The organism is Cupriavidus sp. 207A1, assembly GCF_057798955.1.
In genome coordinates, this window is record NZ_JBYOJO010000004.1 from 354,448 (window position 1) to 373,853 (window position 19,406).

The 19,406-nt window shown below is 70.7% G+C and carries 16 protein-coding genes; 6 read left to right on the forward strand and 10 right to left on the reverse strand.

Annotated elements, in window-relative coordinates; all coding sequences use genetic code 11:
• Positions 1-6: 6 nt before the first annotated feature.
• The 3 genes from AC3FMM_RS09720 to AC3FMM_RS09730 all read right to left on the reverse strand — a co-directional run bounded on the left by AC3FMM_RS09720 (position 7) and on the right by AC3FMM_RS09730 (position 2,686).
• Positions 7-864 carry an alpha/beta hydrolase family protein gene (locus AC3FMM_RS09720; protein ID WP_115702244.1) on the reverse strand — a complete coding sequence of 286 codons (858 nt, stop codon included), beginning with the start codon at positions 862-864 and terminating at the stop codon, positions 7-9.
• Positions 851-1,969, reverse strand: coding sequence for a DUF3182 family protein (locus AC3FMM_RS09725; protein WP_198036088.1), 1,119 nt, complete (start codon positions 1,967-1,969; stop codon positions 851-853). The genes AC3FMM_RS09720 and AC3FMM_RS09725 overlap by 14 nt, the downstream gene beginning before the upstream one ends.
• 147 nt (positions 1,970-2,116) lie before the next feature.
• Positions 2,117-2,686, reverse strand: a complete 570-nt coding sequence (locus tag AC3FMM_RS09730) for a low affinity iron permease family protein (RefSeq protein WP_115681909.1) — start codon at positions 2,684-2,686, stop codon at positions 2,117-2,119.
• A gap of 362 nt (positions 2,687-3,048) precedes the next feature.
• Between AC3FMM_RS09730 and AC3FMM_RS09735 the strand changes: the two genes are divergently transcribed.
• Both AC3FMM_RS09735 and AC3FMM_RS09740 read left to right on the forward strand, forming a co-directional pair.
• Positions 3,049-3,516, forward strand: a complete 468-nt coding sequence (locus tag AC3FMM_RS09735) for a CBS domain-containing protein (RefSeq protein ID WP_473704588.1) — start codon at positions 3,049-3,051, stop codon at positions 3,514-3,516.
• 23 nt (positions 3,517-3,539) lie between these two features.
• The gene (locus tag AC3FMM_RS09740; RefSeq protein WP_115681911.1) at positions 3,540-3,866 is read left to right on the forward strand and encodes a BON domain-containing protein; all 327 of its coding nucleotides are present in this window, start codon (positions 3,540-3,542) and stop codon (positions 3,864-3,866) included.
• Between the two features lie 97 nt (positions 3,867-3,963).
• On the opposite strand, the gene AC3FMM_RS09745 is transcribed toward AC3FMM_RS09740, so the two are convergent.
• From AC3FMM_RS09745 to AC3FMM_RS09765, 5 genes are all read right to left on the reverse strand, one after another.
• Positions 3,964-4,425: a PRC-barrel domain-containing protein gene (locus AC3FMM_RS09745; RefSeq protein ID WP_018005539.1), complete on the reverse strand. Its 462-nt coding sequence runs from the start codon at positions 4,423-4,425 to the stop codon at positions 3,964-3,966.
• A 59-nt stretch (positions 4,426-4,484) separates the two neighbouring features.
• Complete coding sequence (locus AC3FMM_RS09750) at positions 4,485-5,075, reverse strand: hypothetical protein (protein ID WP_488686504.1); 591 nt, start codon at positions 5,073-5,075, stop codon at positions 4,485-4,487.
• A gap of 107 nt (positions 5,076-5,182) precedes the next feature.
• Positions 5,183-5,938, reverse strand: a complete 756-nt coding sequence (locus AC3FMM_RS09755) for a hypothetical protein (RefSeq protein WP_488686505.1) — start codon at positions 5,936-5,938, stop codon at positions 5,183-5,185.
• 217 nt (positions 5,939-6,155) lie between these two features.
• The gene (locus AC3FMM_RS09760; RefSeq protein ID WP_488686506.1) at positions 6,156-7,073 is read right to left on the reverse strand and encodes a sensor histidine kinase; all 918 of its coding nucleotides are present in this window, start codon (positions 7,071-7,073) and stop codon (positions 6,156-6,158) included.
• 159 nt (positions 7,074-7,232) lie between these two features.
• Positions 7,233-8,633 (reverse strand): sigma-54-dependent transcriptional regulator, encoded by a 1,401-nt coding sequence (locus tag AC3FMM_RS09765; protein WP_018005543.1) that lies wholly within the window; start codon positions 8,631-8,633, stop codon positions 7,233-7,235.
• Positions 8,634-9,016: 383 nt separating this feature from the next.
• On the opposite strand from AC3FMM_RS09765, the gene AC3FMM_RS09770 reads away from it, so the two are divergent.
• Positions 9,017-10,087: a sigma-54 interaction domain-containing protein gene (locus AC3FMM_RS09770; RefSeq protein WP_115714032.1), complete on the forward strand. Its 1,071-nt coding sequence runs from the start codon at positions 9,017-9,019 to the stop codon at positions 10,085-10,087.
• On the opposite strand, the gene AC3FMM_RS09775 is transcribed toward AC3FMM_RS09770, so the two are convergent.
• Positions 10,072-12,054, reverse strand: coding sequence for a hybrid sensor histidine kinase/response regulator (locus AC3FMM_RS09775; protein WP_488686507.1), 1,983 nt, complete (start codon positions 12,052-12,054; stop codon positions 10,072-10,074). The genes AC3FMM_RS09770 and AC3FMM_RS09775 overlap by 16 nt on opposite strands.
• 240 nt (positions 12,055-12,294) lie before the next feature.
• Positions 12,295-13,299 carry an SDR family oxidoreductase gene (locus tag AC3FMM_RS09780; protein WP_115681917.1) on the reverse strand — a complete coding sequence of 335 codons (1,005 nt, stop codon included), beginning with the start codon at positions 13,297-13,299 and terminating at the stop codon, positions 12,295-12,297.
• A 290-nt stretch (positions 13,300-13,589) separates the two neighbouring features.
• Here AC3FMM_RS09780 and ligD point away from each other — a divergent pair, with 290 nt between their 5' ends.
• From ligD to AC3FMM_RS09795, 3 genes are all read left to right on the forward strand, one after another.
• Positions 13,590-16,388, forward strand: coding sequence for a DNA ligase D (ligD, locus tag AC3FMM_RS09785; RefSeq protein WP_488686508.1), 2,799 nt, complete (start codon positions 13,590-13,592; stop codon positions 16,386-16,388).
• A gap of 127 nt (positions 16,389-16,515) precedes the next feature.
• Positions 16,516-16,917: a hypothetical protein gene (locus AC3FMM_RS09790; protein WP_115681919.1), complete on the forward strand. Its 402-nt coding sequence runs from the start codon at positions 16,516-16,518 to the stop codon at positions 16,915-16,917.
• A gap of 330 nt (positions 16,918-17,247) precedes the next feature.
• The gene (locus AC3FMM_RS09795; RefSeq protein WP_488686509.1) at positions 17,248-19,284 is read left to right on the forward strand and encodes a hybrid sensor histidine kinase/response regulator; all 2,037 of its coding nucleotides are present in this window, start codon (positions 17,248-17,250) and stop codon (positions 19,282-19,284) included.
• Positions 19,285-19,406: the final 122 nt, after the last annotated feature.

A 19,406-nucleotide genomic window follows, 5' to 3' on the forward strand; every position in this document is an offset into this window, starting at 1 on the left:
GCGAGTTCAGGCGGCGCCCGGCGCGCTGGCCGACTCGGGCTGCGGGGTTTCGAGCCCGGCGTCGGGCGCGGGCGGCGCGGGCTTTGGCGGCGCCGGTGGCACCGCGCGCTCGGCGGTGACCGGGCCGGCGCGTGCCACGGTGACCATTTCACGCAGCCAGTTGACCAGCATGCTGCTGTAGGTGCGCTGGAATTCCTCGTCGCTCAGGCCATGGTCAGCGCCCTTGATCACGCGGTAGGTCAGCGAGTTGGCATGGATGCAGGAATCGACATAGCTCATCACCACGGCATGGGGCACGATCTGGTCGTGCTCGGATTCAATCACCAGCACGTCGCCGGTAAACGCGGTGCAGGCGCGCAGCGCGCGATTGCTGGCGGGTGGCACCATGCTGCGGCGGTAGGTCACCAGGTCCTGCTCGCGGTGCAGCTGGCGCTTGGGCAGGTCCCAGCCCGTGTCCATGTACAGCGCCGGGGCCCGGAACGCCAGCCAGCGCACCTGGCGCAGGCTGCTGAGCAGCGCGGCCAGGTAGCCGCCATAGCTGCTGCCCACCACCGCGATCGCGTTGCGGTCGACCTCGGGCTGGCGCACCAGCACATCGTAGGCCGCCACCACGTCGGCAAGATTGCGCGTGCGGCTGACGGTCTCGTATTGCGCGCGCGTGCCGGCATGGCCGGTCAGGTCGAAGGTCAGGCAGACGCAGCCCAGCCCCGTCACCTTGCGCGCGCGCGCCAGGTATTGCTGCTGGCTGCCGCCCCAGCCGTGCACGAACAACACACCCGGCAATTTGGTCTCCGGGCTGATCAGGGTACCGGCAATGGTGCCGCCTTCGCTTTCGATCTGCAGCAGTTCTTCATGCGTTGCCATCGGATTCAGGCTCCAGTCGTGCGTATTTGGTCAGGGGGCCGACATGGCGGTCTTCGCCCTGGTAGTAGATCTCGGCGTCATCCGGCACGCGCACGTCGTTGCCGTAGACCTCGCGCGTCGACGCCACCACGCGCGTGCGCCCCGGGTCGTCGCGCAGCGCCGCCAGCGCTGCCAGTTCGGCACCGGTGGCACCGCCGACGCGCCAGGACTGCTCGAGCACGCCACCTAGCATCTGCCCGTCATTGGCGCCGCCGGCCGGCGCGCCGAAGGCGACGTCGTAGTTGCAGCGCGACAGCACCATGCCGCCGCCCTCGCCATAGCAGGCCAGCGCGGCCTCGTGGTACACCATCGCCGCGCGCACCGCGGCGAGGATGCGGGCGTCGAACGGGTGCTGCAGCAGCGCGTCAAAGCCGCCGCGCACCACGGTCAGGGTCGAGCCGCCGTAGACCTTCTGGCCGCGGTTGTTCTCGGTCAGCCCCTGCGTGCCGCAATAGCTCGCCTCCAGTCCCGCCAGCACGACCTTGCCGACGCTGAAGGTCTGCGGCGCGCGCAGGTCGCGCTCCACCACCAGGCCGTCGCGCTCGACCTGCTCCGGGGCAAGCGCGGCCAGCGCTTCCTCCAGCGCAGCTTCGCCGTCGACCACGCGCTGGCCCAGCCCGCCGACACCGCCGGTATCCTTCAGCCGCACCGGCCCCAGCGTCAGCAGCCGCAGCGCCGCGATGCGCGCATCGCCGAGGCTGAACGCGGTAAAGCCCGGCAGCGTGGCGCCCACCACGCGCCGCACGAAGGCCTCTGACCAGCCCCGTGGCGCCGCGGCACCGGGCTCGACCAGGCCGTGCGTGATCGCCTTGGTGGCGACGAACGCATACGGCACCACGCCGCCGAAGAGATCGCCCTCGCCCTGCACGCCCAAGCTTGCCGCCAGTTCGTGGCCGACCAGCGTCTGCGCCGGCACCAGGTACGGCGCGGGCCGTCCCGCTGCTGGCCCGGCGTAGCCGCCGGCGAACGGCTGGCCGGCAATCCGGGCCACCTTGCGGGCAATATTGGCAAGGGTCATGCCATGGTGGCTGTCGGCCCGGTCCAGGGTCTCGCAGCCGTAGGCCATCACCGGGCGGCTGCTCTGCTGCGCGGCTGCCGGACCCGCAGCCGGCAGCACCGGTTTTCGCTTGCTTGCGTTGCTGGATGCGGTCACGGCCTGCTCCTGTTTCGGTTGGTCGCATGGATCCTGCGCAAGGGGCCGCTGGCCGGCAAGCTAGGAGGCTGCCGAGGCGGGGGTTGCGGGTGTGCCGCCGGCGGTCGCGGCGGGCGGATGCCCGCGCGCAGCCCGCGCGTGACGCTTGGCGGCGTGGTTTTCGCGCGCCTCGTCGAGCGAATGGCTGGTCTTGATGCCGTCTTCCTGGTCGGCCAGCTCGGCCAGCTGGCGGTAGAAGCTGACCAGCTGGCGCAGTTCGTCTTCATCCAGGTCTTCGATCGACACCAGCATGTTGCTGGCCTCGCGGTGCGAGGCCAGCAGTTCGTTGAGCTTCAGGTGGACCGCCACGGCGTCCTTGTTCTGGCTCTGCTGGATCAGGAACACCATCAGGAAGGTGACGATGGTGGTGCCGGTATTGATGACCAGCTGCCAGGTTTCGGAGTACCCGAACATTGGGCCGGTGAGCGCCCACGCCACCACCACGCCGACCGCCAGCACGAAGGCGGTCGGCGACCCGGCATGGCGCGTGGCGCCGCCGGCAAAGCGGTCGAACAGGTGCAGCACGGTGGCACGTTTGCCGGCGCCGGGCCGATGGCCAACGCCGGGCAGGATGGGGCTGGATTTGCGCATCGTTGCACTCCCACGGATAAGTCGCCGGATTGGCCGCCGGGACGGGTGATGGCCTGGGCGGCATGCTGATTTCATTGTATGGAGCGCATCGCCAATGTGCAGCGGGCGCAGTCCTACAACGGGCGCAGCACTTGCCGCGCTCTGCACCTTTCGTTTCTACATCGGGTGATAAATCTTGCCGGCAGCGTGACCGCGTTCATGCGTGCGGGGCGTGCGCGGGCGACGGGAACGCTTCTTGCGCCGCATTCCGTGACGAAGCGGCGACTCCCGTGCGCCGGTGGCTGCCGGTTTGCCGGAACGCCGCCCTGTTGACCAGGGCCCGATCCGCACGCGGTGTCGGTCCCAAGCAAACGGAGCCAGCCATGTTCCAGTCCCCTGCCACGCAACCCCGCGCGCCGCGCCGCGTCGTCGACATCATGACGCGCCAGCCGGCCTATATCACCCCCGATGAAACCATCCAGCATGCCGCGCAGCTGATGGCGGACCTGCATGTCGGTTCGCTGCCGGTCTGCGACGGCCGGCGCCTGGTCGGCATGCTGACCGACCGCGACATCACCGTGCGCGCCACCGCCGGCGGCCAGCCGCCGCAGGCCACGCGCGTGGCCGAGGCGATGTCGCCGCAAGTGCAATGGTGCCTCGAAGACGAATCGCTCGAAGACGCGCAGCACAAGATGGAAGCCGCGCAGGTGCGGCGTCTGCCGGTGCTCGATCACGACCGTGCCCTGGTGGGCATCGTGTCGCTGGGCGACCTTGCCAGCAAGGGTGCCGATACGCGCGATGCCGGCGAGACGCTGGCGTCGATCTCCACGCCTTCGGCGCCCGCGCGCTGAAGCCGCATCGACCAGGAGCCGCGATGAGCGCAACCCCTTCCGCCGATGACGAAGCCCTGCGCGTGGCCGTACGCGCCCAGATTGCCGCGGCCTTCGATGGCCGCTTTCCTGACGGCGTGACGCTCGAGGTGGCGGACCGGCGCGTGACCGTGCGCGGCTGCGTGGAAGACGTAGACACCGCGCAGCGCGTGGAAAAGGCCGCGGCGGTCAGTCCCGGCGTGCTGGGCGTGCATAACGCGCTGTCGACGCGGCAGCCGCCCGCGCCCGAGCCGCAGGGACAGCCCGCCGGCAGCGGCAGGCACGCCGACCCGGCCGACAAGCCGGCCGGGCAGGTGAATCACAAGGTCTGAACGACAACGCTGAACGACAACGCTGAACGACAAGGCGCCGGAGGTTTGCTCCGGCGCCCTGGCGTTTACGAGGGGCTAACGGCCCGATGAGTTGGGATCAACCCCAAGGGTCATAGCGGTCGGCTTCCCAGTACGGCGAGATGCCGTAGTACTGGTGGATGCTGGTGGCCCATTGCGAATCGGCCATGGTCGGCCAGTGGTCCTTGTCGAAGCCTGGCGCGGCCTTGAGCCGGTCCTTCTCGACGCCGAGCACGAAGCACTTGCGCCGCGTGTCCAGCGTCAGCGCGGACCACGGCAGCGCGAACAGCTTTTCGCCAATGCCAAGGAAGCCGCCCATGGCCAGCACGGCATAGGCGACGCGGCCGCCGAGCACGTCGATCATGATGTGGTCGATGGTACCGATATCGTCGCCGGCCGGGTCAACCACCTTGTTGCCCTCGAGCGTGTCGGCCGCCATCACGAATGGGCCGGGTCCCGGGGAATTGCGGTCGATGCCGCCGACGATCGAGGCGCCGTGCGGATGTTCGGCGCCGGGGGTTTCAGGTTGGACTGGGTTCATGGATACCTCCGTTTGGCTGCTCGGGTAGCGGGTTGGGGCGAAATGCGTAGCACGATGCGCTAGCGGCGTGCGCGCGTGTCGGCCGGCACCGGCGGTACCAGCGGATCGAAGTCGGCCCAGCGGCCATCGACCCACTCGCCGTCGGCGCGCTCGACATCCTTGGCGCCGCCCTTGCGCAACACGGTCGCGACCGTGTCCGCCGCGGCGGTGTCTGTGCCGGTCAGGTGCGCGGCCAGCACGACCCCGGCATTGCGCACCGGCGGCTGGCCGGTGCGCGGGTTGCGCCCGGCATGGCGCGCCAGTGCCAGCGCACCCGCGAGCGAGCCCAGGTAGGCACCCAGCCCGACCGCGAATACCAGCACCAGGATCGACAGCGGTGGCGTCGCGCCCAGCGCGGCGACCAGCGCCGCACCAACTGCGGCGCCCACGGCGGCGCCGATCAGCACCCCGCTGATGGCGCCCACGCCCGCCTTGCGCGCGCCGGCGTCCGCGGCGTGGTCGCCGCCGATGGCATAGGCGGCGTGCTGCCCGGGCGGGTTCACGTAGAACAGGTTCAGGTCCTGGTCGGCAAACCCCTGCGCACGCAGCCGGCTTGCGGTGGTCTCGGCGGTGGCGAAGCTGTCGAAGCGGCCAGCGATGATGGCGGACATGGTGGCTCCTTTTCGTTCATCGATGTGTTCGGAACCGCGGCGGTGCTGGTGGCAGCCACGCCGCGGCGCTTGGACTCAAGGTGGACTAAAGGGGGCAGGCACGCTCCTCAGCGCTTGGCCGACTTGCCCGGCTTGGCGGACTTGGCCGCAGTCCTGGCCCCGGCCTTGCCCCCGGCCGCTGCTCCGGTCTTTGCGGCAGGCTTGGCTGCGCGCTTGGTAGCGGGCTTGGTAGCGGGCTTGCTAGCGGGCTTCGCAGCGGACTTGGCGGCAGGCTTGGCCGTCGCCGACCTGGTCGCAGCGGACCCGGTCATTGCGGACCTGGCCGTGGATTTGGCAGCTGTCCGGGTCGGCGGCTTGGCGCCCGGCATGTCGCTCGCCTTCGAACCCGCCTTCGCGCTCGCCTTCGCCCCGGTCTTTGCAGCAGGCTTGGCCGAGCGTCCCGGCTCCGCGGCTGCGCCCTTGCGCTGGCCGGCCGGCTTCGCGCCTACCGGCTGCTCCTGGCTGCCTTCCCTGAGCTTCCAGTCGACGTCGTCGCGCGCGGTCTGCGTCTTCTTCTCGGCGTGCATGGCAGCGCTGGGCGAGATCGGATCGCTGGCCGGGAAGGTCATCTCGAGCGAATCGTCGACGGCGGCCTGGTAGGTCTTGGCTTCCTTGCCGCGCGGCCGGGTGCCCGCGGCCGGCTTGCCGGCTGCGCCCTTGCCCGCGGACGGGCCGCTGCTGCGGGTGGCCGGCGCGCTGCCGGCACGCGCCGATGGCGTGGCCCTGGTGGACTGCGCGGACCGCGTGGCGGTCGCGGACTTCGCCCGGGACGGCTTCTGTGCAACCTGCTCGGCCTGGGCGGACTTGCGGCTGGCGTTGGGCATGGTTGTTCCCTCCTTGGTTTAGGGTGCTTGATCCATGCAAGGGGCGGGCCAGAAATTTGTCAGCGGCCTTGCACGCAGGCAGGCGCTGCGGCGCGCGTGTGAACGCAGCCATACCGTGGCGCGCGGCCACCGCGCGATGGCGCCGCGGGCAAGTGGTACGCGTAGCGTTGGCGCCGGCCGGGTAAAAACTACATCGATATCGGCGGCGGAGCCGCGTTCAGGCCTGGCGCATATGGCGCGGGAACCGGACCGCGATGCAGACGCTGACCTTGTCGCTGTCGCAGCCGTCGCTCTCCGCGCTCAGCACGGCGCCGTGCATTTCCACCATGCGCCGCGTCAGCAGCAGTGCGCTGCTTTGCCGGGACGGCGGCTCGCCCCCCTGCGGCGGACGGCGGCCGAAGAAGTCGGTCAGCGCCGCCAGCCGGCTGGCGCTGCGCTGCGAATCCAGCGGCGGGCTTTCGGTGATGCGCAGCTTGACGTAATCGGGCTCGCTGAACAGGTGCATGCTGACCGCGCCGCCGGTGGGGGCGCGCCAGATGCAGTGCACCAGCAGGTGCCGCAGCAACGGCCCCAGCCGCATGGCATCCCCGTCGATCCGGTAGGCGTCGGCATCCGCCGCGTCCGGGGCGGCGCCCGGCTCGGTCGAGCGGGTTGCCGCCTCCGCCCAGATCGCGGAGCCGTCCGCGCTCAGCGGCGACAGCAGCACGCCGCGCGCCTCGGCCGCATGGCGGCGGTCGGCAATTGCCTGCAGCGCCAGCGTGCGCAGGTCCAGCTGCTGCCAGCGGGGCGGGGTCTCGTCGGCCAGCAGCCGCACCCCCTCTTCCATTTCCTCGATCAGCGCCAGCTGTTGCTGCATGCCCGAGCGGATGCCGTCGAGCGCGCGCTGCGCCGGCGCCGGCGTGGTATCGAAGGCGCGGTCCAGCACGTAGGCCCAGCTCTGGATGGCGTTCAGCGAAGAGCGCAGGTCATGCGCGGATTGCTCGATCAGCGTGCCGACCTCCCGCACGCTACGCACCGGCTGGACGCTGCCGTTGCCGGCCGCGGCCTGCGCGTTCGGCGCCTGCGCGTCGGACGGCTGCGCGGAATCTGGCTCAGAGTTGCCCGGCAAGCCGGACGGCGGAGATAGCTGCGTCATGTGCGGATCGGCCGCAACGGCCCGTAGACATGGCAGGCCGGATCGGCCGGAGACATTGCCCTGCTCGGAAGCAAGAAACGTGCTCCACGCGCCCATGCCGCCACCGGGGCCGCCGCGCGCACCCGCCATCCCCGTGGTCCCAAGCGATGGCCCACGCTGTCATCCGGTTGCGGACGGACCCGAGTCATTGCGCGAGGCGCGCAACCACTCTGGCAATTCGCCACGGGCGGCATAATCTTCCAGCCGGTTGTACAAAGTCTTCAGGCTGATGCCGAGGATTTCCGCCGCGTGCTTCTTGACCCCCGCGCACTGCTCCAGCGTGGCGAAGATCAGCTGGCGGTCGGCATCGGCCAGCGACATCCCCACCGGCACCGACACCACCGCCGCGCCCGGCGCCTGGGTGGCCGCGACCTGCAGCGGCACCTGGGCTTCGGTGATGAGGTCGTCGTCAGCCATGATGAAGGCGCGCTGCACGAAGTTGCGCAGCTCGCGCACGTTGCCGGGCCACGCGTGCAGGCGCAGGCTGTCGAGCACATTGGGCGCGAAGCGGCGCTGCACGCCCTGTTCGGCATTGAGCTGGTCCAGCATCATGTTGGCGATCTGGATTACGTCGTCGCCGCGCGCGCGCAGCGGCGGCAGCTCCACCGGGAAGACATTGAGCCGGTGGAACAGGTCGGCGCGCAGCTTGCCGTCGGCGACCGCTTCCTCGGGGTTGCGGTTGGTGGCGGCCAGCACGCGCACGTCGGCATGGCATTCGCGGTTGGTGCCGACCCGCATGAAGGTGCCGGTCTCGAGCACCCGCAGCAGCTTGACCTGCAGCTCGGCGGGCATCTCGGTGATTTCGTCCAGGAACAGCGTGCCGCCGTCGGCGCGCTCGAAATAGCCCTTGTGCTGGCGATCTGCCCCGGTAAAGCTGCCGCGCTCGTGGCCGAACATCTCGCTTTCGATCAGCGTGGGCGAGATCGCGCCGCAGTTGACCGCCAGGAACGGCTGGCGCCGCCGCGCCGACAGCTCGTGCACGGTCTGCGCGGCCAGCTCCTTGCCGGTGCCGCTTTCGCCGATCAGCAGCACGGTAGCCTCGGTGGGCGCCACGCGCGCGAGCTGGTCGTAGACCGCCTGCATCACCTCGGAGCTGCCCATCAGGCGCCCGAAGCGGCCGTAGCGGCGCAATTCGCCACGCAGCGAATGGATCTCGGCGCGCAACTCGCCGGTGGTGGCCAGGCGCTTGAGCACGGTCTGCAGGCGCGCGACGTTGATGGGCTTGACCAGGTAATCGGTGGCGCCGGCGCGCAGCGCTTCCACCGCGCTTTCCACGCTGGCGTAGCCGGTGGTCAGGATCACCTCGACGCCGGAAGCGCCGACCTCCTCGAACAGTTCCATGCCGTTGCCGTCGGGCAGGCGCAGGTCGGCCACGATGGCTTCCGGCATGCGCCAGCCGATCTGCAGCCGCGCTTCACGCAGCGTGCCGGCGGTGGCCGAGGTGAAGCCTTCCATGGCTACGATCTCGGCCAGCGCGGCGCATGCGTTTTCGTCGTCATCGACAATCAGGATGTGGGGCATACGATCCGTCAGTGAGACCTAATGGAAACTCAAGGCAACCCCCCGGGCGCTGCCTTCCGCAACCGCAACGCCGACCGGCACCGGGTCAGCGGAAATCCGCCGGCGCGCCTCATGCGTGGCGCGTACGGCAGCCTTGGCAGGCACAGAAGGGCACGGCCCTGACTGCGGATTCTGGTCCGCGGGGGCGGGTCCACACTGCGTAATGCCAGTCTAAGCCTGGGCAGGCACGGTCGTTGCCGGTGTCCGTCTGACACAGCTGTCGGAACTTGCCGCGCAGGTGCGCGCCGCTATGGCAAGCCCCCACGCCAAAGGCTAGCATAGGAACTTCTCCCGGCAACCCGCCACCTGCAACCCTCGATCGGCCGATTTCGGGCCAGCAACCCGTGCCAGTGACCGCCAGCACTTCGCGGCGCAGCAACGCCGCCTCTTCCAGCCACGGCGCCAACCACGGCGCCGGCCACGCCGCCGGCACCGCGCCGGCCAGCGAACCCGCGCCGCGCCGCGCCGTGCCGTCGCAGGTGTCGCTGCTGTGGGAAAGCACCGCGCCCGCAATGCAACGCCTGCTGGCGCAGATCGAGCGCGTGGCGCCCACCGATGTCACCATGCTGGCCGTGGGGGAAAGCGGCTCGGGCAAGGAAGTGGTGGCGCGCGCGGTGCATGAACGCAGCGCCCGCCGCAACGGCCCCTTCATTGCCGTCAACTGCGGCGCGATCCAGCCCACGCTGATCGAATCCGAACTGTTCGGCCATGAAAAGGGCGGCTTTACCGGCGCCATCGAGCAGAAGGCGGGCTACTTCGAGCAGGCCCAGGGCGGCACGCTGTTTCTCGACGAAGTCACCGAGATGCCGCTGGAGATGCAGATCAAGCTGCTGCGGGTGCTGGAGGGCCGCACCTTCCACCGCGTCGGCGGCGATACGCTGATCGCCACCGACGTGCGCATCCTCGCGGCCACCAACCGCGACCCGGTGGAAGCCGTGCGCGGCGGCCAGCTGCGCGAGGACCTGCTGTACCGGCTGGCGGTGTTTCCCTTGCATATCCCGCCGCTGCGCGAGCGGCCCGACGATATCGTGCCGCTGGCACGCCACTTCCTGGCCGAGTACAACGCCATGGAGCGCACCGACAAGAGCTTCTCGGCAGGCTCGCTGGACCGCCTGGTGCGCTACGACTGGCCCGGCAATGTGCGCGAGCTGAAGAACGCGGTCTACCGCGCCTTTATCCTCGCCGACAAGGTGGTGGAGATCGGCAACCCCAACCTGGCCACGCAGGCGCCGCGGCCGACCACCGTCGACGGCGTGGTCAACGTGCGCGTCGGCACCACCCTGGCCGACACCCAGCGCGAGATCATCATGGCGACGCTGGCGCGCTTCGACGGCGACAAGCGCCAGGCCGCGCGCGCCCTCGGCATCAGCCTGAAGACGCTTTACAACCGGCTCGACGCCTACCGCTCCTTGTGAGGCCCCGCGGGTCTTGCCGGCACCGGCTCGGCCAGGGCCCGCGACAGGGCTTCGATCGACAGCGGCTTGGTCAGGTGCGCATCGAAGCCGGCCTGCCGGCTGCGGCGCTGGTCCTCGGCGGTGCCGCGCCCCGACAGCGCCAGGAACCGCACCGGGCGGCCGCGCAGGTCCTCGCGCAGCGCTTCCAGGACTTCATAGCCGGACATGTCGGGCATCTGCAGATCGAGCAGCACGCAGTCGGGCCGGAACGCCGCGGCCACGCCTACCGCCTGCTGGCCGCGGTGCACCGCCTGGGCCTCGTGGCCAAGCAGGGTCAGCAGTTCGGCCATGCTGTCGGCGCAGTCGGCATTGTCATCGACCACCAGCACGCGCCGGCACGGCGCCCTGCCCGGCGCCAGCGTGGCGGGCTCGGCCGGACGCGCGCTGGCGCGCGGCAGGATCACGGTGAAGGTGCTGCCCTTGCCCGCGCCCGCGCTGTCGGCCTGGATCGCGCCGCCATGCGCTTCGAGGATGGCCTTGGCCAGCGCCAGGCCGATGCCCAGCCCGCTGCGGCTGCCGGCATCGCTTTCCTGCGTGAACAGGTTGAAGATGCGGTCCAGCGCCGCGCGTTCCAGCCCGCGGCCGGTATCCGACACCGCGGTGATCACGCGCTCCGCCTCCACGCTGACCTGCACGCTGACGGTTCCCCCGCGCGGCGTGTACTTGGCGGCGTTGCTGAGCAGGTTCAGCAGCACCTGCCCGAGCCGCGCGGCATCGGCCCGCACAAAGGGCGAGACCTCCGGCAGCGCCACCACCAGTTGCTGGCCCGACGCTTCCAGCGTGGGACGGATCGCTTCCAGGCTGGTGGCGACCACTTCGTTATAGGACGTCGGCGTCAGCTCCATCTTGAGCTTGCCGGCGGTCACGCGGCCCACGTCGAGCAGGTCGTTGACCAGCCGCTCCACCTGGCGCAGCTGGCGCTCGATGATCTCGGCGCAGTGGCGCACGCGCGGCCCGGTGTCGGGGGTCAGCACGATCACTTCGACGGCATTGCGCACCGGCGCCAGCGGGTTGCGCAGCTCGTGGGCGAGGATGGCGAGGAAGGACTGCAGGCGGCGGTTGCCGGCATCGAGCATTTCCAGCCGCAGCGCATCGCTGAGGTCGCGCGCGGTCCACAGCAGGCATTCCGGGCAACCGGCCGCGTCGCGCACCAGCACCATGCGCGTGGCGCAGCGCATTACCGAGCCGTCCTTGCGCGCCAGCCGTTCTTCGCCAGCCCATTGGCCGCAGGCCCGTGCCGCCTCCAGCGCGGCCTGCGGGCGGCCCGCGGCGGCATCCTGGCGGGTATAGAGCCAGGCCAGCGGCCGGCCCGCCGCCTCTTCGGCGGTATGGCCGGCAAGCGCGTGCGCGCCGGCGTTCCAGCTGCGAATGGTGCCATCGAGCGAGAGTTCGCAGACCGCGGTGCAGGGCAGGTTCTCGGCCAGCAGGTGCAGCTTGTCGGCGGCCAGGCGCGCATGGTCGGCGGCGGCCTGCTGCACGGTGGTGTCGCGGCAGGACACGATAAAGCCCGTGCCCGCCGCGCCATCGGGCAGGTCGGCCGCGTCCATGCAGCGCATGTCGCAGCTGGCCCGCAGCAGGCTGCCGTCGCGGCGCACGCGCCAGCCTTCGTCGCGCGCCTGGCCGCTGCGCGCGGCCGCATCCAGCCATTGCTGCGCCAGGCCCGCGGCAGCGTCCTCGGCACGGTGCAGCCGCGACACATGACTGCCTACGATCTCCGCGGCACTGTAGCCGAACAGCCGGCGTGCCGGTTCGGGCCACGCCACGATCACGCCATGCGCGTCGAGCTCGAACACCGCACAATCCTCCACCGCGTCAAGCAGGCGGCGATATCGTTGCGCCAAATGCAGGGCGTCGCCCTCCGGCGCCAAGCCGCCGCACGATTCCACGAGGGTCGAGCGAACTTCCGTTGCCGCTTGCATCCCGGTCATGATCACATTCGGTAGATGGGATTGTCGACGGTCTGGCCTGCGTAGCGTGCAGCCACGGCCGGCGCAGAGGCACAGCGCCAAATGCCCGCGAGGCGCGGGCATTCAAGTCAATAATAGGCGCTCGCTGCCCTTGCGCCACCCGATATCGCGGCGCAAGCGACGCACGCCGCGTTGCGGGGAGTCCGAGAACGGCGGCCCGCCGCACGCATGCCGTCTGCGGCGGCGGGCGGCGCAGCGGCGCTAGCGGCGGCGCAGCTGGACCATCGCCGCGACCGCGGCCGAGGCCCCGACCACCAGTGCGGTGGTCAGCATGGGGTAGCGCGCGGTGGTGGTGTACGGGCAGGAATGCAGCGCGGCGTGGGTGCCGGTGCGCTCCTGCAGGCCGCTGCCGCTGCCGTAGAGCGCGTTGTCCTCGAGCGGGCCGGCCGGATGGCGGGTCTGCTGGGCGCGGCCCATGAAGCGGCGCATGAAGCGGTCGAAGGTGTGCGGCGCATGGTACGCGGCAGCCGAGAAGGCCTTGGCCGCGGCGCCCACGAACAGCTCGCGGCGCGGGTTTTCCGCGGCGAACAGGATCGCGTCGGCGGCCAGGGCCGGGTCGTACAGCGGCGGCGGCAGGCGCGGCTCGACGTCGAGGAAGTTCTTGGCGTGCATGGCCAGCGGGGTTTCCAGGCCGGCGGGCTTGATCAGCGTCACGCTGACCGGGGCCTGCTCCTGCTCCAGCTCCAGCCGCAACGAATCGGTGAAGCCCTTGATCGCATGCTGCGAGGCCGAGTAGGCGCTCTGCAGCGGCATCGGGCCGTCGGCGGCCTCGCTGCCCATGTTGATGATGGCGCCGCCATGCTCGCGCAGGTGTGCCGCGGCCGCCAGCGAGCCATGCACGGTGCCCCAGTAGTTGGTGTCGAACAGCCGCCGCTGGTCTTCCAGCGGCACATCACAATGGCGTCCGAAGATGGTCACGCCGGCGTTGTTGATCCAGGTGTCGAAGCCGCCGAAGCGCTCGATCGCGGCATGCGCCACCTTGCCGACCTCATCGTGCCTGCCCACATCCGCGACCACTGTGATCACTTCGGTACCCTGCTCGCGCAATTCTTCCGCCAGCTGGTGCAGCGACCCCTCGCTGCGCGCCACCAGCACCAGGCGTGCGCCCTGCTGCGCCGCCTTGCGCGCGGTGACCAGCCCAACGCCGCTGCTGGCGCCGGTCAGCACGATGACCTGCGAGCTGATTCTCTTCAAGGTGGGTTTCATCTGCCGCGTCCTCCAGTGGGGAGTCCCGGCCCTGCGCCGGGCGTATCGGTGGAAAGTCGCAAGGAGCGTTCCCGTCGCGGGCCCGCCGTGACCGCGGCGGCGGGGCATGACGTCCACGGCAGATTTACAACGCCTGGTAAGAACCACATGGCGCTGGGGGCGCATCGCGGCGATGTCCGCTACCGCGCCGTTCCTGGTTGCTTGCTCTGTGCAGGATGTAGGACGGGCGCCGATTTCAGCGCGGCCATGTGCTGCCTAAGCTGGATGCATCCACGCAACCGGCGACCGCCATGGCCAAGACCACTTCGCAGGACTCGCGCGCACCGCGCGCCGCTGGCAAGCGTGCGGCGAAGCCTGCCGCCAGGACGGGCAGCAAGCCCGCCAGGACGACCTCGGCGAAGCCCGCCACCAAGCCCGGCACCAAGCGCGCCGCCAGCGCCCGCCCCGCGGCACGCGGCGCGGCACCGGCTCCAGTCACGCCCGCGGCGCTCGAAAAATACCGCCGCATGCGCGACTTCGGCGCCACGCCCGAGCCCAGCGGCGCCGCTGCCCGCGCCGCACCGCGCAAGCGTGCCGCGGCGTTGTCGTTCGTGATCCAGAAGCATGCGGCACGGCGGCTGCACTACGACTTCCGTCTGGAGCTGGGCGGCACGCTGAAGAGCTGGGCCGTGCCCAAGGGGCCCAGCCTGGACCCCGCCGACAAGCGCATGGCGGTCCATGTGGAAGACCATCCGATGGACTACGCCGGCTTCGAGGGCGTGATTCCCGCCGGGCACTATGGCGCCGGCACGGTGATCGTCTGGGACCGCGGCACCTGGGTCCCGGTGGGCGATCCCGAGGCGGGCTATCGCAGCGGCAAGCTCAAGTTCGAGCTGCGCGGCGAAAAGCTGCACGGGCACTGGACCCTGGTGCGCATGCACGGCAGCCGGCAGAAGGAGCAGGACGCCTGGCTGCTGATCAAGGAACGCGACGACGCCGCGGTGCCGGCGTCGGAGTTCGACGTGGTCGAGGCCCTGCCCGACAGCGTGCTGGGCGGCACCCAGCGCAAGCCCGCGGCCAGGCGCGCCGGCGCCGGCAAGGCAGCCGCGGCCGAAACGGCTACACCGGCCGCGCACGATGCCATGCGCGCGCTGAAGCCACCGCCCGGCGCAACGCGCGCGGCGCTGCCGCTGGCGCTGGCGCCGCAACTGGCGACGCTGGTCGAGAAACCGCCGCCCGACGCCGCGGCCTGGCGCTACGAGATCAAGTTCGACGGCTACCGGCTGCTGGCGCGCGTCGACGGCAAGGACGTGCGGCTGTTCACGCGCCAGGGCCATGACTGGACCAGCAAGCTGCGCGCGCTGGCGCGCGATGTCGGCGCGCTGGGCCTGCCCGACGGCTGGCTCGACGGCGAGATCGTGGTGCTCGGCAAGCACGGCGAGACCGATTTCCAGGCCTTGCAGAATGCCTTCGATACCTCGCGCGTCGAAGCCATCCAGTACTTTGTCTTCGACCTGCCCTACTTTGCCGGCCATGACCTGCGCAAGGTGGCGCTGGTGGAGCGCCGCGCGCTGCTGCGCCGGATCTTCGGGCACAACGTCTCGCCGCGCCTGCAGTTCAGCGAAGATTTCGAAGCCAGCCCCGGCGACATGCTGGACGCGGCGTGCCGCATGAAGCTGGAAGGCGTGATCGGCAAGCGCGCCGACTCCGCCTACGTCAGCGCGCGCAGCAATACGTGGATCAAGCTCAAATGCACCTTGCGCCAGGAATTCGTGGTGGCGGGCTTCACCGATCCCAAGGGCAGCCGCACCGGCATCGGCTCGCTGCTGCTGGGCGTGCACGACAGCGGCGGACGGTTGCGCTATGCGGGCAATGTCGGCACGGGCTTCGACACCCGCACGCTCGACGAGCTGCGCGCGCAACTCGATGCGCTGCGTGCCGATGCGTCGCCGTTCCACACGCTGCCGGCCGGCGTGCGCGGGCATTGGGTCAAGCCCACGCTGGTGGCCGAAGTTTCGTTCGGCAGCTGGACCCGCGAAGGCCGCGTGCGCCATGCGGTGTTCCATGGCCTGCGCACCGACAAGCCCGCCGGCGCGGTTTCGGTGGAGCAGCCGGCGGCGCCCGCTGGCAAAGGCAAGGCGGCAGCCACGACGCGGGACAAGCCAGCAGCCAGGCCTGAGTCCAGGCCAAAGGCGGGCGCGGCCAAGCGCCAGACCGCGGTGGGCGGCAAGGTCTCGATCAGCCACGCCGAGCGCGTGATCGACGCCGACTCGGGCCTGACCAAGGGCGACCTGGTGCGCTACTACGAACGCGCCGCGCCGCTGATGCTGCCGCACCTGCGCGGACGCCCGATCGCGATGGTGCGCGCGCCGTCCGGCGTGGGTGGCGAGCAGTTCTTCCAGCGCCACAGCGACACGCTGCGCGTGGACGGCCTCAACGTGCTGGACCCCGGCCTGTGGCCGGGACATCCCGCCCTGCTGGAGATCGCCTCGGCCGAGGCACTGGTGGCGGCGGCCCAGCTCAACGTGGTGGAGTTCCATACCTGGAACGCGAGCAAGCGCAGCATCGACCGGCCCAACCGCATCATCTTCGACCTCGACCCCGGCGAAGGCGTGCCGTGGACACAGGTGCAGGAAGCGGCCGCGCTGATGAAGGCGCTGCTGGACGAGCTGGGGCTGGCCAGCTTCCTCAAGACCAGCGGCGGCAAGGGCCTGCACGTGGTGGTGCCGGTCACGCCGCGGGCGGGCTGGGACGAGCTGAAGGATTTCGCGCGCGACGTGGTGCTGCACGCGGCCGCGACGCTGCCGCAGCGCTTCGTCGCCAAGAGCGGCGCGCGCAACCGGGTCGGCAAGATTTTCATCGATTACCTGCGCAACGGCATGGGCGCGACCACGGTGGCCGCATTCTCGGCACGCGCGCGGCCCGGGCTGGGGGTATCGATTCCGGTGGCGTGGGAGGAGCTGGACACATTGACCAGCGCCGCGCAGTGGACCGTCGCCAACGTCGAAGCCCGGCTGGACGCGCTGGAGGCGGCAGACCCGTGGGCGGACTACGCCGGCACCCGGCAGGCCATCACGCGCGCCGCGGCACGCCTGGCGCGCGCCGGATAGCCCCTGTGCCGGGGCTGTCGTTGCCCGTGGCCGGCGGCACATTTCTTGCCCCTTGGTGACGAGCGTGTCCCGGCGATATCCCTGTTGCGAATCACGCCAGGACGGCAACACCCAACGGAGACAGACCATGGCCCCACTGAAGATTCTCGCGAACCTGCGCGCCGCCGGCAGCACCGGCGCGGCCCCGCGCAACCGCCGCGGCCTGCGCCGGCTGCTGGTGTCCTGCGCCATGCTGTCCTGCGCGGCAGCCCCGGTGCAGGCCAAGCTGCCGCCGCCCACGCCGGAGCAGCAGCAGGCCGCCGAAGCCAAGAAGGCCAAGGAAGCCGAAACCGCCAAGCAGCAAGCCGACGCGCTGGCCGTGGTGCAGGACCGCATTGCCGCGCGCTTTGGCAAGGGCACCGATTACAAGGGCTGGACCGAGCCGGGCAAGATCCCGCAGAAGGCTGCCGAAGCGCCGCGCTCCACCGGCCCGCAAGGCGGCACCTCGCCCAGCGCCGAGGCCCACAGCGGCGAGGCGGCGCGCCGCTAGCCCGCACGGCACTCTCGGGTCAGTCACGCCGGTCCGGACGGCGGTATGCCGCGCCGTGCCCTCCTCGCTGTCCGCGACGTTGCCCAGCCGGCACGCGTCTTGCCACTGCGAAGCGGAACGGCCCGCGCAAAACACCGCGGCCACGTTGATCAACAAGGGGACGGCGATGATCTGGGGGATGGGGGATTGCAGGATTTTCAAAGGCAGTACGGGCCACCGTGGTAAGTCTTACACGCGGCGCGCGCAGACCAGCGCGGTTTTACACGACACGGCCGCGCGGAGTTGCCCGTCATTGCGGGTGCGCACTGGCGCGCCGCGCAGGGTGCAGTCATGAAGCCGCAAGCCAACCGCGCCCCGCTGATCCTGAACGTCGAGGATCGCGAAGGGCCGCGCTACGTCAAGAGCCGCATCCTGCATCGCGGCGGCTTTTCCGTGATCGAGGCGGTCACCGGCCATTCGGCGCTGTCGCTGGTGCGCCAGCACGCGCCATCGCTGGTGCTGCTGTCGGCAAGGCTGCCCGATATCAGCGGCCTGGAAGTGTGCCGCCTGCTGAAAGAAGATCCGCAGACCGCGCGCACGCTGGTGCTGCTGACCTCGCCCGGGCTAGCCCAGTCGCGGCAGCGCGTGGAGGCGCTGAACTGTGGCGCCGACGGCTACCTGGTCGAGCCCGCCGAACCCGAGGAAGTGCTGTCCAGCATCCAGGCGCTGCTGCGCCTGCGCGGCGCCGAAGACGCCTTCCACCGCACCTCGCGCGCCCTGCACGAGCATGAAGACATGTTCCGCCAGCTCGCCGAATCGCTGGCCGACGTGGTGTGGATCCTCGATCCGTCGACGCGGCGGCTGCTGTTCGCCAGTTCCTCGCTGGCGAACATCTGCGGCCACTCGGCCGAGCAGCTGATGGACGACCCGCGCCTGTGCCTGCAGCGCGTCGCGCCGGCCGACCGCGCGCGCGTGGAAGCCGCCGTGGAGAGCATGCTGCGCGACGGCAGCATGGATCTCGAATTCGCGGTGGCCCTGCCCGGCGGCGAGATGCGCGACGTCCGCGCGCGCGCCTTCCCCATGCGCAGCCGTGGCGGCGCCGACGACACCGACACCGCGCAGGCCGGTGCCGTCGGCCAGCCGCTGCGCGTTGCCGGGATCTGCCAGGACGTGACGCTGCAGAACCGCGCCGGGCGCACCTTGCGCGACGAGGAACGCCGCAAGGACCAGTTCCTGGCGATGCTGGCGCATGAGCTGCGCAACCCGCTGGCACCGCTGCGCAGCGCCGCAGACCTGCTGCAGCAGCTCGCGCCCACGCGCGAAGACATGTTCCGCGCGCGCGACATCATCGGCCGGCAGGTGCATCACCTGACCCGGCTGGTCGACGAGCTGCTCGATATCTCGCGCTTCAACCAGGGCCGCATCACGCTGCGGCAAGACCTGGTCGAGCTGCGCACCGCGCTCAATACCGCGGTGGAAGCCGTGCGTCCGGTGCTCGACGCCTACCGGCACACGCTGCGGCTGTCGCTGCCGGAGCAGCCGCTGCCGATACGCGGCGACCTGGTGCGCCTGACGCAGATCTTCAGCAACTTGCTGCAAAACGCGGCTGCATACACCCCCGCCGGCGGCATGATCTCGGTCGAAGCCGGCTTCGACGAGAGCACGCCGGAGACCGTGCCGGATGCGTTCTCCGGCGGGCAAGTCACGGTGCGCGTGCGCGATAACGGCACCGGCCTGTCCGCAGCACTGCAGCGGCAACTGTTCGATCCGCTGGCCCCGCCCGACCCGGCCAGGGAGAACGACGCCCCCACGGAGGCACCGCACAGCGCCTTCCCGCATGACGGGCCGGGCATCGGCCTGACACTGGTGCAAAAGCTGGTGCAGCTGCACGGCGGCACCATCCGCGCCTTCAGCGCCGGCCCCGGCCAGGGCAGCACCTTCACCGTGAGGCTGCCGGTCGAGCCGTGGCAGAACTGGCATCCCGGTTCCGGCAAGGCCGGCCCGCGGCGCAGCGTGCCGCGCCGCATCCTGGTGGTGGACGACAACGTCGACGCGCTCGAGGCCATGACGATGGCGCTTCAGGCCATGGGGCACACCGTGGTGACCGCGCCCGACGGCCCCAGCGCGCTGGCGCGCGCCAGCGACGCGCGCCCGGACCTGGTGCTGCTGGACCTGGGCATGCCGGCCATGGACGGCTTTGAAACCGTGCGCCGCTTGCGCGCGCTGCCCGAGCTGCGCGGCGCCAAACTGGTCGCGCTGACCGGCTTCGGCCAGCCCGAGGACCGCCGCCGCGCACTGGCCGCGGGATTCGACCAGCACCTGGTCAAGCCCGCCGACCTGGACGCGCTGACGCGGCTGCTCGATGAGCTCGACCAGGAGCGCGCCTAGCGCCATGCCCGCGCCGGCCGGAGCCTTCACCCAGGATTCAACCAGGAGCTATCCGTGCATACCACGCCCGATCCCGACATCCCGCCCCGTGAGCCCGAAGTCCCGCCGCCGGAGCCGCCGCC

Excerpts from the sequence above, each read along its gene's own strand:
- AC3FMM_RS09775 (WP_488686507.1), bottom strand. The coding sequence starts at position 12,054 with ATGACCGGGATGCAAGCGGCAACGGAAGTTCGCTCGACCCTCGTGGAA.
- AC3FMM_RS09765 (WP_018005543.1), bottom strand. The coding sequence starts at position 8,633 with ATGCCCCACATCCTGATTGTCGATGACGACGAAAACGCATGCGCCGCG.
- AC3FMM_RS09730 (WP_115681909.1), bottom strand. The coding sequence starts at position 2,686 with ATGCGCAAATCCAGCCCCATCCTGCCCGGCGTTGGCCATCGGCCCGGC.
- AC3FMM_RS09750 (WP_488686504.1), bottom strand. The coding sequence starts at position 5,075 with ATGTCCGCCATCATCGCTGGCCGCTTCGACAGCTTCGCCACCGCCGAG.
- ligD (WP_488686508.1), top strand. The coding sequence starts at position 13,590 with ATGGCCAAGACCACTTCGCAGGACTCGCGCGCACCGCGCGCCGCTGGC.
- AC3FMM_RS09755 (WP_488686505.1), bottom strand. The coding sequence starts at position 5,938 with ATGCCCAACGCCAGCCGCAAGTCCGCCCAGGCCGAGCAGGTTGCACAG.
- AC3FMM_RS09740 (WP_115681911.1), top strand. The coding sequence starts at position 3,540 with ATGAGCGCAACCCCTTCCGCCGATGACGAAGCCCTGCGCGTGGCCGTA.
- AC3FMM_RS09780 (WP_115681917.1), bottom strand. The coding sequence starts at position 13,299 with ATGAAACCCACCTTGAAGAGAATCAGCTCGCAGGTCATCGTGCTGACC.
- AC3FMM_RS09735 (WP_473704588.1), top strand. The coding sequence starts at position 3,049 with ATGTTCCAGTCCCCTGCCACGCAACCCCGCGCGCCGCGCCGCGTCGTC.
- AC3FMM_RS09795 (WP_488686509.1), top strand. The coding sequence starts at position 17,248 with ATGAAGCCGCAAGCCAACCGCGCCCCGCTGATCCTGAACGTCGAGGAT.
- AC3FMM_RS09760 (WP_488686506.1), bottom strand. The coding sequence starts at position 7,073 with ATGACGCAGCTATCTCCGCCGTCCGGCTTGCCGGGCAACTCTGAGCCA.
- AC3FMM_RS09720 (WP_115702244.1), bottom strand. The coding sequence starts at position 864 with ATGGCAACGCATGAAGAACTGCTGCAGATCGAAAGCGAAGGCGGCACC.
- AC3FMM_RS09725 (WP_198036088.1), bottom strand. The coding sequence starts at position 1,969 with ATGGCCTACGGCTGCGAGACCCTGGACCGGGCCGACAGCCACCATGGC.
- AC3FMM_RS09790 (WP_115681919.1), top strand. The coding sequence starts at position 16,516 with ATGGCCCCACTGAAGATTCTCGCGAACCTGCGCGCCGCCGGCAGCACC.
- AC3FMM_RS09745 (WP_018005539.1), bottom strand. The coding sequence starts at position 4,425 with ATGAACCCAGTCCAACCTGAAACCCCCGGCGCCGAACATCCGCACGGC.